Annotated in this window: 10 protein-coding genes and 1 pseudogene; 6 read left to right on the top strand and 5 right to left on the bottom strand. The window is 70.5% G+C overall.

Going from position 1 to position 15,793, the window contains the following annotated elements; all coding sequences use genetic code 11:
- The 4 genes and pseudogenes from TU30_RS01045 (at position 1) to TU30_RS01025 (ending at position 3,825) form a co-directional block, all read left to right on the top strand.
- Positions 1 to 448 (top strand): annotated as a pseudogene (locus tag TU30_RS01045) (hypothetical protein).
- 605 nt (positions 449 to 1,053) lie between these two features.
- On the top strand, positions 1,054 to 1,926 hold the full coding sequence (locus tag TU30_RS01035) for a DUF72 domain-containing protein (RefSeq protein WP_042163284.1): 873 nt from the start codon (positions 1,054 to 1,056) through the stop codon (positions 1,924 to 1,926).
- Positions 1,927 to 1,936: 10 nt separating this feature from the next.
- The gene (locus TU30_RS01030; protein WP_042163282.1) at positions 1,937 to 2,833 is read left to right on the top strand and encodes an LLM class flavin-dependent oxidoreductase; all 897 of its coding nucleotides are present in this window, start codon (positions 1,937 to 1,939) and stop codon (positions 2,831 to 2,833) included.
- Between the two features lie 83 nt (positions 2,834 to 2,916).
- A complete protein-coding gene (locus tag TU30_RS01025) occupies positions 2,917 to 3,825 on the top strand; it encodes a Cof-type HAD-IIB family hydrolase (RefSeq protein WP_078878021.1) in 909 nt (302 codons plus the stop codon).
- A 91-nt stretch (positions 3,826 to 3,916) separates the two neighbouring features.
- Here TU30_RS01025 and TU30_RS01020 read toward each other — a convergent pair whose 3' ends face one another.
- From TU30_RS01020 to hisC, 5 genes are all read right to left on the bottom strand, one after another.
- Positions 3,917 to 4,981 carry a M23 family metallopeptidase gene (locus tag TU30_RS01020; protein WP_042163280.1) on the bottom strand — a complete coding sequence of 355 codons (1,065 nt, stop codon included), beginning with the start codon at positions 4,979 to 4,981 and terminating at the stop codon, positions 3,917 to 3,919.
- A 202-nt stretch (positions 4,982 to 5,183) separates the two neighbouring features.
- Positions 5,184 to 8,735 carry a thiol reductant ABC exporter subunit CydD gene (cydD, locus tag TU30_RS01015; RefSeq protein ID WP_042163278.1) on the bottom strand — a complete coding sequence of 1,184 codons (3,552 nt, stop codon included), beginning with the start codon at positions 8,733 to 8,735 and terminating at the stop codon, positions 5,184 to 5,186.
- Between the two features lie 12 nt (positions 8,736 to 8,747).
- The gene (cydB, locus tag TU30_RS01010; protein ID WP_042163275.1) at positions 8,748 to 9,752 is read right to left on the bottom strand and encodes a cytochrome d ubiquinol oxidase subunit II; all 1,005 of its coding nucleotides are present in this window, start codon (positions 9,750 to 9,752) and stop codon (positions 8,748 to 8,750) included.
- A 21-nt stretch (positions 9,753 to 9,773) separates the two neighbouring features.
- The gene (locus TU30_RS01005) at positions 9,774 to 11,279 is read right to left on the bottom strand and encodes a cytochrome ubiquinol oxidase subunit I (RefSeq protein WP_042163273.1); all 1,506 of its coding nucleotides are present in this window, start codon (positions 11,277 to 11,279) and stop codon (positions 9,774 to 9,776) included.
- 261 nt (positions 11,280 to 11,540) lie between these two features.
- Positions 11,541 to 12,620, bottom strand: a complete 1,080-nt coding sequence (hisC, locus tag TU30_RS01000) for a histidinol-phosphate transaminase (RefSeq protein WP_042163271.1) — start codon at positions 12,618 to 12,620, stop codon at positions 11,541 to 11,543.
- Between the two features lie 568 nt (positions 12,621 to 13,188).
- Between hisC and TU30_RS00995 the strand changes: the two genes are divergently transcribed.
- Both TU30_RS00995 and TU30_RS00990 read left to right on the top strand, forming a co-directional pair.
- A complete protein-coding gene (locus tag TU30_RS00995) occupies positions 13,189 to 14,301 on the top strand; it encodes a LacI family DNA-binding transcriptional regulator (RefSeq protein ID WP_078878020.1) in 1,113 nt (370 codons plus the stop codon).
- A 328-nt stretch (positions 14,302 to 14,629) separates the two neighbouring features.
- Positions 14,630 to 15,721 (top strand): metallophosphoesterase, encoded by a 1,092-nt coding sequence (locus TU30_RS00990; RefSeq protein ID WP_107068336.1) that lies wholly within the window; start codon positions 14,630 to 14,632, stop codon positions 15,719 to 15,721.
- The last annotated feature ends 72 nt before the right edge of the window (positions 15,722 to 15,793 follow it).

Below are 15,793 nucleotides of genomic sequence, written 5' to 3'. Positions count from 1 at the left end.
ATGGAACATCTGCCCACCACGGAGGCCGCCGTCAACGCACTCCGGGAGCTCGCGGCCGTGTACGAGCGTGAGATCGAGGTCACCCACGACATCGGCGCCGACCAGACATCACGCCGCACCGCGGCGGGCGTGGGCGTGACCACCGACCCGGACGGCTCTCTCCCCCACGAGGCCCACGTCGAGTTCGGTGGCCTGCCCCGGGTCGGCGTGCGGCTCTATCCCGAGGACGATGCCCTGATCGACGTGGAGGGCGTGGAGTGCCCCGACATCGCCCGCGACGACGTACCCGCCTTCCTCCGCTCCGTCTTCGACGGCCTCGCCCACGTCCGAGGCCGGCGCTTCCCGCCGGGCCACTTCCTGGTCGTACCGCTCCCCCGGGGGCCGGACGCACAAGGAGTTCATCCCGATGATCGTCCTCACGCCTTGGCTGAGTGCCCGCGTGCGGTGACCAGCCGGAGCCGGTGGTCACCGGACGTGCAGTGGTCGCCGGACGTGCAGTGGTCGCCGGAGGTTCAGTATTCACCGAAGGTGCAGTGATCGTTTCACGTGAAACACCGCGTCCCGGGAAGCCCCTCAGGACCTGGGCTCGAGGGCATGAGTCCACACCTGAGCACCGTGTTCCTCCCGCGCCGCCGCCACGGCGGCCGGTCACCGACCGGATGCGCCTGGGCATCCCGGTGACCTCGGTCCGGCCTTGCCCATCCGCCACGAGCTGAACCGGACAGACACCACCGCTGGTTCGGCCCACGGAAATCCCGGCGTGTGGCACGGCGGGACGAGGTCAGGTGCCGTACCGAGTCGTCGACACCGACGGACTCGCCCCTGTGGAGGAAGGGCCGGTTCTTCCCGTCCGACCGACGGCCGGCCGCCCCGCTCCCCGGTGACGAGACGTACGAGGAACCCGTACCCGACACCTCGCCCATGCCCTGGAGGAACGGCAGGGTCCGCTGACCGACGGCTCCGGCGGGACCACCGGGGCCCGCCCCGGACCGCCGGGTGGGTGCCCCCACGCTCTGGACGCATCCGTCACCGCGGCCGGGGAAGACGGGCAGGATGGGAGAGATCCGGGTCGGAACCTGCTCGTGGACGGACAAGGCGCTGGTGTCCAGCGGCTGGTACCCGACAGGCCACCGTGACGCGGAGGGCAGACTGCGGCACTACGCCACACAGTTCCCGGTGGCAGAGGTGGACTCCACCTACTACGGGTTGCCCAGTACCCGTAACAGCCTTCTGTGGGCCGACCGCACCCCTGAGGGCTTCCGGTTCGACGTGAAGGCGTTCTCCCTGCTCACCGGGCATCCGACACGGCCGGAAGCGCTGCCCGCCGAACTGCGACCGGCCCTCGCACGACAGCGGGGGCGGGCCGGCATCGACCCCGGACTGCTCGATGACGTGTGGAACCGGTACAGCGCGGCCCTCGAACCACTGCGCGCGTCCGGCCGTCTGGGGACTCTGGTTTTCCAGTTCCCGCACCGGCTCGTACCGGGCAGGCCGGCGGTGGAGTTCCTGCGCCGGTGCCGTGAGCGTGCCGCGGGATGGCCGATGGCCGTGGAGTTCCGACACCCCGGCTGGTGGCGCGAGGAGCACGTCGATGCGACGACCGCCCTGCTGACGGAGCTGGACACGGCCGCCGTGGCCGTGGACATGGTGCAGACGCTCCCCGCTTCCGTGCCACCGGTCGTACGGGTCACCACCCCGGAACTCGCCCTGGTGCGCTTCCACGGCCGCAGCAGCGCGTGGGGGACCGGCACCAAGGAAGAGAGGTTCCGCCACTCCTACACCCCCGAAGAACTCTCCGAGTGGACACCGCACGTGCGCGAGATGGCCGAGCAGACGCGGGAGGTCCACGTCCTGTTCAACAACTGCTGCGGTGACGCCGCCGTCCGCGCCGCGCAGTCGATGCAACACCTGCTCGGTCTCTCGTAGGGTCGTCCCCATGCGACTGAGCACTGTGATTCTGCCGATCGACCGCTGGCGCGAGGGGGGCCGAGACACATGGCGGCGCGCCGAGGAGCTGGGCTTCCACACCGCCTACACCTACGACCACCTGTCCTGGCGGACCTTCCGGGACGGCCCCTGGTTCGGCGCGGTACCCACGCTCACCGCCGCCGCGGCGGCCACCGAACGGATCCGGCTCGGCACGCTCGTCACCTCTCCGAACTTCCGGCACCCGGTGACCCTGGCCAAGGAGCTGATCTCCCTCGACGACATCTCGGGCGGGCGCGTCACCCTCGGTATCGGCGCGGGCGGCACCGGTTTCGACGCCACCGCGCTCGGCCAGGAGCCGTGGACCCCGCGCCAGCGGGCGGACCGCTTCGGCGAGTTCGTCCCCCTGCTCGACCGGCTGCTCACCGAGGACACGGTGTCGTACGAGGGCGACTTCTATGCGGCACACGAGGCCCGCGGCATCCCGGGCTGCGTGCAGCGGCCCCGGCTGCCGTTCGCCGTGGCCGCCGCCGGACCGCGCGGGATGCGGCTCGCCGCCCGGTACGGGCAGGCATGGGTGACCACGGGCGACCCCAAGCTGTACGAGAACGGCACACCCGAGCAGTCGGTACACGCCCTTCGAGGTCAGGTGGAGAGGCTGGCCGAGGCCTGCGCCGAGATCGGGCGGAACGTGACAGGGCCGGAAAAGATCCTGCTCGCGGGATTCACCCCGGACCGGGGCCGCCCGCTGGAATCCCTGGACGCGTTCGTCGACTTCGCGGGTCGCCACGCGGAGCTGGGCTTCACCGAGCTCGTGCTGCACTGGCCCATCCCCGACTCGGACTTCGCGGCGGACCAGAAGACCTTCGAGCGGATCGCCATGGAGGCACCGACCCAGCTGGGCTGAGCGGGCCGCTCACCAGGAACGGTACCCACTCACATGTGCGGAGTGCCGCACGCCCGTGCGGACTCGTACGGGACAATGGCCGGGTGACCTCAGCGACCGCACAGCCCGAGACCCCGGGCTCCCCCCAGTTCTCGACCTCGCTCGAGCGGGGAGACAGCCCTCTCACCCCGCCGCGGCTCATCGCCACCGACCTCGACGGCACCCTGCTGCGCGACGACAAGACGGTGTCCCCCCGCACGGTCGCCGCGCTGGCCGCCGCAGAGAAGGCGGGCATCGAGGTCTTCTTCGTCACCGGCCGCCCGGCCCGCTGGATGGACGTCGTCAGCGACCACGTCCACGGCCACGGGCTCGCCATCTGCGGCAACGGTGCCGCCGTCGTCGACCTGCACGGTGGCCCCGGCGCCCACCGCTTCGTGAAGGTACGCGAGCTGGCCCGGCAGAACGCACTGGACGCGGTGCGCCTGCTGCGCGACGCGGCGCCGGGCACCGTGTACGCCGTCGAGCAGACCTACGGCTTCCACCAGGAGCCGGCGTATCCGAAGCTGCACATGGAGATCCCGGACGTCCGCGCCCAGGCCGAGGACCTGCTGGCACCGGACGGCGCCGCCGCCGCCGAGCCGGTGCTCAAGATCCTCGCCCACCACCCCGAGCTCGACCCCGACGCGTTCCTCACGCTGGCCCGGCTGGCCATCGGCACCTGCGCCAACGTCACCCGCTCCAGCCCCAGCGCCCTGCTGGAGATCAGCGGACCCGACGTGTCGAAGGCCAGCACGCTCGCCCTGTGCTGTGCCGAGCGCGGGATCTCCCACGAGGAGGTCGTGGCGTTCGGGGACATGCCCAACGACATCGAGATGCTGACCTGGGCGGGCCGTTCCTACGCAATGGGCAACGCCCACCCGGACGTATTGGCCGCCGCCTCGGGGCACACGGTCGCCAACAACGAGGACGGTGTGGCCGTGATGATCGAACAGATGCTGGCCCAACGGCCCTGACCGGATCCGAGCACCGGAACGGATCCACTCCGGCCCGCCCCCTCGACCGGGCCGGGCGCGAACGGCGAAGCGGGCCGGGCCCGGTGCCCGCTCAGAGCGGCACCCCGCGTTGGGCCAGCCACGGCACCGGGTTCACCGCCGAGCCCGTCTCGGGCGTGACCCGTACCTCGAAATGCAGGTGCGGCCCGGTGGAGTTGCCGCTGGTCCCGGACTGACCGATCCACTGGCCGGGCGAGACGTGCTCGCCCTGGTCCACGGCGACGGCGGCCAAGTGGGCGTACTGCGTGTAATAGCCGCCCGCGTGCTCGACCACGATCTCGATACCGAACGCCCCTCCACAGGACACCTTCACCACCTTGCCCGCGCCCACGGACCGCACCGGCGTGCCGATCGGCACCGCGAAGTCCTGGCCGGTGTGCCGGCTCGCCCAGCGCGCACCACCGCTTCCGTAGGACGCGGACAGCGCGTAGGTCTCCACCGGTGCCACCCAGGAGTCGGTGAACACGGTCTCCGGCTGGTCGAGCCGCACCGCACCGCGGCAGGAGCCGGCCGCCACCGAGGCGTCCGCCTGGCCCTGGAGCTGCCACCGAGCCGTCTCCAGCTTCTGCTCGATACCGCTCTTGAGGTCGGCGAGTTCCTTGTTCCGCTTCTCCAGCGCCTTCCATGCCCCCGCCGCCTTCGCCTCGTCGCGGGCGAGCCGGGCCTCGGCCCGCGCGTTCTTCCCGATCGCCTTGTCGAGAGCCAGGTTCGCCTTCCACAGGGCACGCTGACCACGCATCACCTCCTCCGGGTCGTCCGCGAGAAACATGTGCACGGTCAACGGAAGTCCGCCGCCACTGCGGTACTGGGACCGTGCGATACGACCGAGGTCGTCGCGCAGGACCTCGGCGTCCCGGCGCTCCCGGTCGAGCAACTTCTCCAGCCGCAGCACCTCGGTCCGCTGCCGCTCGGCCTCGCGCCGGCCCGCCTCGTACTTCAGCGTCGCCGCGGCCGCCTCCTCGTAGAGCCGCGCCACCTGTGCGCTGATCCCCGCCTGTGGACCGTGACCCGGAGCATGCGGACCGTCGCCCTCCCGGTCGGTGGACCGGGCGGCGAGCACGGCGAGCGCACACAACGGCACGGCGACGAGCAGCGGATGACGGCGGGTGAAACGCATGACAGCGATCCTGGTCCCCGCCCCGGCCCACGACCCTGTTCACGTCGTACGCCTGGGGGACCGGACGACCCGGATGGACCATTGATACCGCCGAACAGAGGCACGGGGAGCCGGGATTGACAGCCGGTCAATCATCCTTCCGTCAGGCACGTCCGTACCGGGCGCGCGCGCCTCGTGCCACATGCCCGCCCCTCGTACCCGGTCAGCCCACCTCCGCCAGCTCCACCAGCCGGTCCGCCTCGGCCTCGCGCCGCGCCATCCGCCGCAACGGCCCTGCTGCGGAGGCCAGTTCCCCGTACGCACCGCGCTGCACCACACGCCCCTCATCCAGCACGATCACCTCGTCCACCGCCTCGAGCCCGGCCAGCCGGTGGGTGATCAGCAACGTCGTACGGCCCTCGGTGGCGGCCAGCAGGTCGGTGGTGAGGGCGTCGGCGGTCGGCAGGTCGAGGTGCTCCGCAGGCTCGTCCAGCACCAGCACGGGGAAGTCCGCGAGCAGCACCCTGGCCAGCGCCAGCCGTTGTCGCTGGCCGCCGGAGAGCCGCGCCCCGTGCTCGCCGACGAGTGTGTCCAGGCCGTCGGGCAGGCTGTCGGCCCACTCCAGCAGCCGGGCGCGGGCAAGCGCGTCGCGCAGCTCTCCCTCGGTGGCTTCGCGCTTGGCGAGCAGCAGGTTCTCGCGTACGGAGCTGTCGAAGAGATGGGCATCCTGCGCGCACAGCCCGACCAGCCCTCGTACGTCGTCACCGTCCAGGGCGTACGCGTCCACACCGGCCAGCGTGTACGAACCGGCGCCGGGGTCCAGGAACCGCAGCAGCACCTGTGCGAGCGTCGTCTTGCCGGAGCCCGACGGGCCGACCACCGCGATCCTGCGGCCCTGCTCCAGCGTCAGGTCCAGCCCGGCGAGCGCGTCCCGTTCCTGCCCGGCGTGCCGGGCCTCCAGCCCCTTGACCACGAGTGGGAACGGCGACGCGGGCGCCTGCCGGGGCTGCTCCGGCTCCTGTACGGGCACCGGGGCGTCCAGCACCTCGTACACGCGCTCGGCGCTCTTGCGCACCCTCTGCCGGTACTGCACGGCGAGCGGCAGCCCGAGTACGGCCTCGAAGGCCGCGAGCGGGGTGAGGACGACGACGGCCAGTGCCACTCCGTCCAGCCGGCCGGCGGCCACCGCCTGGACGCCGACGACGGCCGCGGCCGTGACGGTCAGGCCCGAGACGAGTGCGACGAGCCCGTCGCCGAGGGCGGTGGCGGTGGCGGCACGCGAGGCGATCCGGGTGAGCACGCCGTCGGCCCGCCGGGTTTCGGCGGTCCGCGCGGGCAGAGCCCCGGCGACCGTCAGCTCCCCGGTCCCGGTGAGCAGGTCGGTGACCTGGGTCGCGAGGACTCCGCGGGCGGGCGCCAGCCTGCGCTCCGCGCGCCGGGCCACCGAGCCCGTGAGGAGGGGCAGACCCGCCCCCGCCACGAGCAGCCCGGCCGCGAGGACGGCACCGGCCTCCGGGAGCAGCCAGGCCGTGAAGCCGACGGACAGGGCCGAGACGACCACCGCCGCACCGGCCGGCAGCAGCCAGCGCAGCCAGTAGTCCTGGAGTTCGTCCACATCGGCGACCAGCCGGGAGAGCAGATCGCCCCTGCGGACCCCGCGCAGTCCGGCGGGCGCCAGCCGCTCCAGCCGCCGGTACACCGCGACCCTGGTGTCGGCCAGCATCCGCAGCACCGCTTCGTGCGACACGAGCCGCTCGGCGTACCGGAACACGGCCCGCCCGATACCGAAGGCCCGGGTCGCCGTGACGGCGAGCATCAGGTACATCACGGGCGGCTGCTGCGAGGCCCGGGAGATCAGATACCCGGATGTCGCCATGAGGCCCACAGCGCTGCCCAGCACGAGGCTGCCGAGCAGCAGCGCGAGCATGAGCCGCCCCCGGTGGGCACCGGACATGGCACGGACACGGGCCAGCACGCCGCCCGCTCCGGCCGCCACGACCGGCCCGGTCGGCGCCGGGTCCTCGGAGTCGGCGGGCCCGGCCTTCTCCACCTGCTCCCAGTCGAGAGCGGGCTGGACGTCCGCCCGTTCCCGGCCGGCACCGAGGACGGTGTCCCCCTGCTCGGGCTGCGGCCGGTCACCGGGGGCGGGTTCGGCCAGCCGCACCACCCGGTCCGCCACCGCGAGCAGTGCCGGGCGGTGCACCACCAGCAGTACCGTCCGTCCGGCCGCCAGGCGCCGTACCGCCGCCACGACCTCGGCCTCGGTGGCACCGTCCAGCGCGGCCGTCGGTTCGTCGAGCAGCAGCACGGGCCGGTCCGCGAGGAACGCACGGGCGAGCGCGAGCCGTTGCCGCTGTCCCGCGGACAGTCCCGCCCCGTCCTCCCCCAGCACCGTGCCGGTGCCCTCGGGCAGCGCGTCCACGAACTCCAGGGCGCCCGCGTCCCGCAGAGCCCGACGGACGGCATCGTCGTCCGCGTCGGGCCGGGCCAGGCGTACGTTCTCGGCGACGGTCCCGGCGTACAGGTGCGGCCGCTGCGGCACCCAGGCCACCCGGCTGTGCCACTGGGCCGGATCGAGACCGGTGAGATCGGCTCCCCCGATCCGGACCCGCCCCTCGGTCGGCCGCACGAAGCCCAGCAGCACGTTCAGCAGTGTCGACTTGCCCGTCCCGCTCGGCCCGACGAGCGCGACCGTCTCCCCGGGTTCGACGGAGAACGACACGTCCGACACGGCGTCCGACGACCGTCCGGAATAGCGGACGGTCACGCCCTCGAAGGACAGGGCCCCCGACGGCACCGCCGCAGCCCCCGGTGCCGGAACGGGTGTCTCCAGGACCTCGAAGATCTCCTCTGCGGCGGCCAGCCCCTCCGCCGCCGCGTGGTACTGCGTGCCGACCTGACGCAGGGGCAGGTAGGCCTCGGGCGCGAGGATCAGGATGAGCAGGCCGATGTACAGGTCCATGTCGCCGTACACGAGCCGCATGCCGATCGTCACGGCGACCAGGGCCACCGAGAGGGTGGCGAGGAGTTCCAGCGCGAAAGAGGAGATGAAGGCGATCCGCAGGGTCCGCAGGGTCGCCCTGCGGTACTCGGCGGTGATCCGCCGGATCGACTCCGCCTGTGCCTTGGCCCGTCCGAACACCTTCAGCGTCGGCAGCCCGGCCACGACGTCCAGGAAGTGGCCGGACAGCCGGGACAGCAGCTCCCACTGCCGGTCCATCCGGGACTGGGTGACCCAGCCGATCAGCATCATGAAGGCCGGGATGAGCGGCAGGGTGACGACGATGATCGCCGCCGAGATCCAGTCCTCGGTGACGATCCGCGCCAGCACCGCGACCGGAACGACCACCGTGAGCCCCAACTGGGGCAGATAGCGCGAGAAGTAGCCGTCGAGGGCATCGACCCCGCGGGTCGCCAGGGCGACCAGCGAGCCGGTCCGCTGCCCGGTCAGCCACCCCGGGCCGAGCGTCGTCGCCCGCTCCAGCAGCCGGCCCCGAAGCTCCGACTTGACCGCCGCGCTGGCCCGGTGCGCGGCCAGTTCGGTGAGCCAGCCGACCAGGGCACGGCCGACCGCGACACAGGCCAGAAGCACCAGAGGAGTGCCGAGGTCCGCCACCGCCATGCCGTGCTGGAAGGAACCCACCACCACCTCGGCGATGAGCATGGCCTGAGCGATCACCAGCACCGCGCCGACGACACCCAGGGCGACCACCGCCACCAGGAAGAGCCGTGTGGCACGGGCGTAGCGGAGCAGCCGCGGATCGATTGGTTTCACGTGAAACACACCTCAGTGCACGGGATCGGCGATGTGCTGGGTGCCGATCCGCTGACGGAAGACCCAGTAGGTCCAGCCCTGGTAGACCATGACGAGCGGCGCGGCGATCACCGTGAGCCAGGTCATGATCGTCAATGTGTAGTCGCTGGAGGAGGCGTTGGTGACGGTGAGACTCCAGTCCGCGTCCAACGTGGACGGCATGACGTTCGGGAAGAGCGTCAGGAAGAGCATCGTCACGGCGGCCACGATGGTGACACCGGACAGGGCGAACGACCATCCCTCGCGCTCTGCCTGGTTCGCCACCAGCGCGGCGGCCAGGGCAGCCACCGTGACGACCATCGCGACCAGGCTCGCGCCGTCACCACGCTCGATCTGCGTCCACACCAGGAAGACCAGCGCGAGGACAGCGGTGATCAGCCCCGTTCGCAGGGCCGTCCGCCGGGCCCTGCCCCGGATGTCACCGACGGTCTTGAGCGCGGCGAACACGGCGCCGTGGAAGGTGAAGAGCGTCAGTGTGACCAGACCGCCCAGCAACGCGTACGGGTTGAGCAGGTCCCAGACGTTGCCCACGTACTCGAACTCGGCGTCGAGCTTCACTCCACGCACGATGTTGCCGAACGCCACGCCCCAGAGGAACGCGGGGATGAGCGAGGTCCAGAAGATCGCCGCCTCCCAGTTGCGCTGCCAGTGCTCCTCCGGCCGCTTGACCCGGTACTCGAAGGCGACACCGCGGATGATCAGGCAGACCAGGATGACCAGCAGCGGCAGATAGAAGCCGGAGAAGAGCGTGGCGTACCACTCGGGGAAGGCCGCGAAGGTCGCGCCGCCGGCCGTGAGCAGCCATACCTCGTTGCCGTCCCAGACGGGGCCGATGGTGTTGATCAGCACCCGCTTCTCGGCGCGGTCACGGGCAAGCAGCCGGGTGAGGATCCCGATCCCGAAGTCGAAGCCCTCCAGGAAGAAGTAGCCGATCCACAGGAAGGCGATCAGAACGAACCAGACGTTGTGAAGTTCCATGACTCTGTGGCTCCCTCGGGCCTAGTACGAGAAGGCCATCGGCTTGTCGGCGTCCCGGAGATCGCCACCGATCTTCGTGGGCGGATTGAGATCGGCCTCGGTGAGGTCGGGCGGGCCCGCCTTGACGTACTTGGCGAGCAGCTTGACCTCCACCACGGCCAGAGCGGCGTACAGCAGGGTGAAGACGGTCATCGAGATGACGACCTCGGCCTGGGACACTCCGGGGGAGACCGCGTGCCGGGTCTGCATCACGCCGTAGACGACCCAGGGCTGCCGGCCCATCTCGGTGAATATCCAGCCCCAGGCATTGGCTATCAGGGGGAAGGCCATGGTCCAGAGCGCCAGGAGCCAGTACAGCCGGGTGAGCCTCGCGCCCAGCGGCTTCTTCAGCAGCACCAGGTGCGGCACCTCGTCCTCCCCGGTACGCAGGGCGGCGGGCACCAGGAACCTCTTCCTCGTGAGCCAGAGCCCCAGCAGCGCGAGCGAGAAGGAGGCCATGCCGAAGCCGATCATCCAGCGGAAGCCCCAGTAGGCGACCGGCACGATGGGCTTGTAGTCACCGGGACCGAACTGCTCCCGCAGGGCCTCGTTGGTGTCGTTGATGCCGGGCACGTACGAATCGAAGTCGCCGTGGGCGAGGAAGGACAGCAGCCCGGGTACCTCCAGGACGACCTCGTTGTGCCCCTTGTCGACGTCGCCGTACGCGAACACGGAGAACGGCGCCGGACTCTCGCCCTCCCACAGGGCCTCGGCGGCGGCCATCTTCATGGGCTGCTGCTCGTACATGACCTTGCCGAGGGTGTCTCCGCTGATTGCGGTGAACATGCCTCCGACCGCCATGGTGACCAGGCCGAGCCGGAGCGACGTCCGCATCACCGGGATGTGCTTCTTGCGCATCAGATGGAAGGCGGCGATGCCGACCATGAAGGCGCCGCCGGTCAGCGCGGACGCCGAGAAGCTGTGGAAGACCTGGTTGAGCGTGGTGTTCTGGGTGAGCACCAGCCAGAAGTCGGTGAGCTCCGCCCGCCCCTTCTCCTCGTTGATCCGGTAGCCGACCGGGTGCTGCATCCAGGAGTTGGCCGCCAGGATGAAGTACGCCGACAGCAGTGTGCCGAGGGAGACCATCCAGATACAGGCCAGGTGGATCTTCTTGGGCAACTTGTCCCAGCCGAAGATCCACAGACCGATGAAGGTGGACTCGAAGAAGAAGGCGACCAGGGCCTCGAAGGCGAGCGGGGCGCCGAAGACGTCACCGACGAACCGCGAGTAGTCGGACCAGTTCATGCCGAACTGGAACTCCTGCACGATGCCGGTGACCACCCCCATCGCGATGTTGATCAGGAAGAGCTTCCCCCAGAACTTCGTCGCCCTGAGGTACTTCTCCCTCCCGGTGCGCACCCATGCGGTCTCCAGCCCGGCCGTGAGGGCGGCCAGCGAGATCGTCAGAGGAACGAAGAGGAAGTGATAGACGGTGGTGATACCGAACTGCCATCGCGCCAGTGTCTCCGGCGCCAAAGCCAGGTCCACGTCGCCGCTCCTTACATCGCCGTGGTCACAACGACCGTTTGGCCCTGTTCGTCCGACGCAGCCCGGAGGAAACAGGACGCGCTTGTGAACGCGTTCACATTCACAAGCAATTATGACCTACTGCTTTTCGCATCTGGAAGGGGGGTCCCCTGTGACGTCAACCCCTTCTCGGCAACGCTGGGAACACAGGAGTGCCGGGCGACGGCCCACCCGTCGCCCGGCACTCCTGGACCTGCTCCTGACCGTGTGCGGTGACAACCCCTACAGGCCCTCGCGGAAGGCTTCCGTCACCTTCAGGAAGATGTCGTTCGCCTCGGCCTCGCCGACCGTCACCCGCACGCCCTCACCGGGGAAGGGCCTGACGACCACCCCCGCCTGCTCGCACGCCTGCGCGAAGGCCATCGTGCGCTCCCCCAGCCGCAGCCACACGAAGTTGGCCTGGGTCTCGGGAACCTGCCAGCCCTGGGCGCGCAGCGCTTCCACGACACGGTTGCGCTCACACACCAGCGAGCCGACCCGTCCGATGAGCTCGTCCTCGGCACGCAGCGAGGCGATCGCGGCATCCTGTGCGACCTGGCTCACACCGAACGGCACCGCCGTCTTGCGCAGCGCCGCGGCCACCGGCTCATGGGCGATCGCGAAGCCGACCCGCAGCCCCGCCAGACCGTAGGCCTTGGAGAAGGTCCGCAGGACGCAGACGTTGGGCCGGTCCCGGTAGAACTCCACGCCGTCCGGGACCTCGGGGTCACGGATGAACTCGCGGTACGCCTCGTCGATCACCACCAGGACATCACGGGGCACCCGGTCGAGGAAACGCTCCAGCTCCGCCCGCCGCACCACCGTGCCGGTCGGGTTGTTGGGGTTGCAGACGAAGATCAGCCGGGTCCGTTCGGTGATCGCCCCGGCCATCGCGTCCAGGTCGTGCACATCGCCCGGTGTCAGCGGCACCTGCACGGCGGTGGCACCGCTGATCCTGGTGATGATCGGGTACGCCTCGAACGAACGCCACGCGTAGATCACCTCGTCGCCGGGGCCCGAGGTGGCCTGCAGCAACTGCTGGGCGACGCCGACCGAGCCGGTACCGGTGGCCAGATGGGAGACCGGGACGGCGAAGCGCCCGGACAGCTCCGCCATCAGAGACGTACAGGCCATGTCGGGGTAGCGGTTGAAGGCGGACGCCGCGGACGTCACGGCCTCCATCACCCCCGGCAGCGGCGGATAGGGGTTCTCGTTGGAGGACAGCTTGTAGGCCACCGGGCCCCCGGCCGCCGCCGGCTTGCCCGGCTTGTACGTGGGAATACCCTCCAGCTCGGCGCGCAGCCTGGGGCTCGTCTCGCTCACCGCAGTCCTCCTCCGAAGACCGGCGGCCCTTGACCGCCGCCGACATCCAATACTGCTCACCTTAAGAGGATTCGGCGTCGCTGCGTAGACGCGTACAGCGGCGACACGGACGGGCCTGCCGGGGTCCGGGTCATGGTGCGGTCCGGCGCGCGTGCCGGCGGGGGCGTCACGGCCTGCGTCGGGGTGGGCGCCGAGGGGCGGGGCGGCCTCCCGGGAACCTTCGGAGCGGTCAGCCCTCTGAGCCGCATCGGCCCCTTCGGCAACAGGGGCATCACCGCTCGAAGGCCCACAAAGGGTGTCCACCCAGGGGGCGCGCCTCACATATATCTACGCGCCGGTAGCTCACGCCGTGGCGCGCGTCCCTCGTGCAGGTGAGTTGAGACCTCTTCGCAACATCGCCCCCTCGACAGGCCCGCATGCGCCGACACGCTAGGTCTTGATATTGGAACGTTCAACCTCCTTGATTTCCAAGGAGGTTACCGCTTAATGATCATGCAGAAACGTGCCTGTCAATGCGCGCATATGCGTCCGCCCTACCCCACCGCATGAGCCCTACTATCGGCTCGCCATGACAGCAGCAGGGAAGCACCAGGTGAGCCGCGCGGAAACCTCACGCCGAAGCAGCAGGCCGGGCCGGGCGGGCATCAGGGACGTGGCCGCCGCAGCCGGAGTATCCATCACGACCGTCTCCGATGCCCTCAACGGCAAGGGCAGACTCCCGGACGCCACCCGGCGCCACGTCCGCGAGGTCGCCGACAGACTGGGCTACCGCCCCTCGGCCGCCGCCCGTACGCTCCGCACCGGAAAGTCGGGACTCATCGGCCTGACCGTGACCACGTACGGGGAAGAACCTTTCACCTTCACCGAGTTCGCGTACTTCGCCGAGATGGCGCGCGCCGCCACCTCCGCCGCGCTGGCCCGCGGCTACGCCCTCGTGATCCTCCCCGCGACCTCCCGGCACGACGTGTGGTCCAACGTCGCCCTGGACGGCACGGTCGTCATCGACCCCTCGGACCAGGACCCGGTCGTCAGCGAACTGGTCCGGCAGGGTTTACCGGTCGTCTCCGACGGCCGCCCGGCCGGCTCGCTCCCGGTCACGGCCTGGGTGGACAACGACCACGAAGCGGCGGTCCTCGGGATCCTCGACCACCTGGCCGACGCCGGCGCCCGCCGCATCGGCCTGCTGACCGGGACCACGACCGACACGTACACCCACCTGTCGACCACCGCGTATCTGCACTGGTGCGAGCGCGTCGGCCAGGAACCGGTGTACGAGGCCTATCCGGCGCACGATCCGTGCGCGGGCGCCGTCGCGGCCGACCGGCTGCTCGCCCGTCCCGACCGCCCGGACGCCGTCTACGGCCTGTTCGATCCGAACGGCACCGATCTGCTCGCCGCCGCACGCCGCTACGGCCTGCGTGTCCCGGACGACCTGCTGCTGGTCTGCTGCAGCGAGTCGACCGTCTACGCCAACACCGAGCCGCCCGTCACCACGCTCTCGCTCAAACCGCGCCGCATCGGCACGGCGGTGATCCAACTGCTCATCGACGCGATCGAGGGCGTCGACCCCGAGCACACGGTGGCGCAGGTCATACCCACCGAGCTGATCGTGCGCACCTCGTCGCAGCGCCGCCCGCCGCGCACGACGGTCAGCCCGCCGCGGTCACCGGAGCGGACGTGACGGAGCGCGGGGCTCGACAGCGGGGCGGAGGGTGCGGTGGCACCGGTGGCAGTAACGGCTCCCGGAGGGGTGGAGCCATTGCTTCCACGGGAGTGGTGCGGCGCCGCACTTCCGCGGCCTTGCCGCGGGCTCCCTCCGCCGCGCCGTCGGACGGCTTCCGGACGGGCCGAAGAACTGACCAATCGGAAAAAAGCCGCGGTGAACTGGAGTCGTTCCCCGATTCACCACCCCTGGGTCATCACACGGCGCGATCCACATTCCTATGATGGGCCCACGACACCGCGGGCCGCTGCGACCAGGCAGTCCGACGCGGTGCAGTTGCGGCTTGATGGTGGAGGGGTCGATGACGCAGGGGGCCGGTCAGGGACCCGAGGCGGAGCGCACAGCTACGGTGCGCGACTTCCGGGTGCCCGCTTACGTCCACGAGACCGGTCCGTACGCCCACAGCATGCACCCCGGCGATGTGACCCCGCCCTCCGAGGCGAACCACCCGGAGGGATACACGCCCACGCAACGGGACCTCCCGGTCATCAATCGGGGTGACACTGTGCAGGTGACCGTCGACCCCGCGTCCGTACCCGCACCACAGCCCGCCACCGGGCCCGGCCCGCTCTACGTGGTCGGTGACGTCCACGGCTACCTCGACGAGCTGCTGGCCGCCCTCCAGGAGCAGGGCCTTGTCGACTCCGCGGGCCAGTGGTGCGCCGGCCCCGCACGGCTGTGGTTCCTCGGCGACTTCACCGACCGAGGCCCGGACGGCATCGGCGTCATCGACCTCGTGATGCGGCTGTCCGCCGAGGCCGCCGCGGCCGGCGGCTACTGCAAGGCCCTGATGGGCAACCACGAACTGCTGCTGCTCGGCGCCAAGCGGTTCGGCGACACCCCCGTCAACTCCGGCGCGGGCACCGCCACCTTCCAGGCCGCCTGGCTGCTCAACGGTGGGCAGAAGAGCGACATGGACCGTCTCCAGGACCACCACCTGCAGTGGATGGCCCGCCTGGACGCCGTCGAGGCCGTCGACGACCACCTGCTGCTGCACTCCGACACCACCGCCTATCTCGACTACGGCCGTTCCATCGAGGAGGTCAACGACACCGTCCGCGAGACGATCACCCGCAACGACGCCGATGAGGTCTGGGACCTGTTCCGCAAGTTCACCAAGCGGTTCTCCTTCCGCGACGAGGGCGGTGCCGAAGCCGTGCGCTCCCTGTTGGATACGTACGGCGGCACCCGGGTCGTTCACGGCCACAGCCCCATTCCTTACCTGCTGGGCGAAGTAGGCTCCGAGGACGGTGAGGACGACAACGGTCCGGTCGTCGAGGGTCCGCACGTCTACGCCGAGGGACTGGCCATCGCGATGGACGGTGGCGTGACGATGGCCGGAAAGCTGCTGGTCCAGCAACTGCCGCTCGCGAAGTGAACGGTCGCCGGGCCCGGTCTCCCCGGCCCGGCCCGGCATCGGACCGAGGCCAATTTCGGTAAACCCCCTGTC

Source organism: Streptomyces sp. NBRC 110035 (assembly GCF_000829695.1).
In the GTDB taxonomy this organism is placed as follows: Bacteria; Actinomycetota; Actinomycetes; order Streptomycetales; family Streptomycetaceae; genus Streptomyces.
Note: the sequence above shows the minus strand (reverse complement) of the source record. Positions and strands in the feature narration are given on the sequence as shown.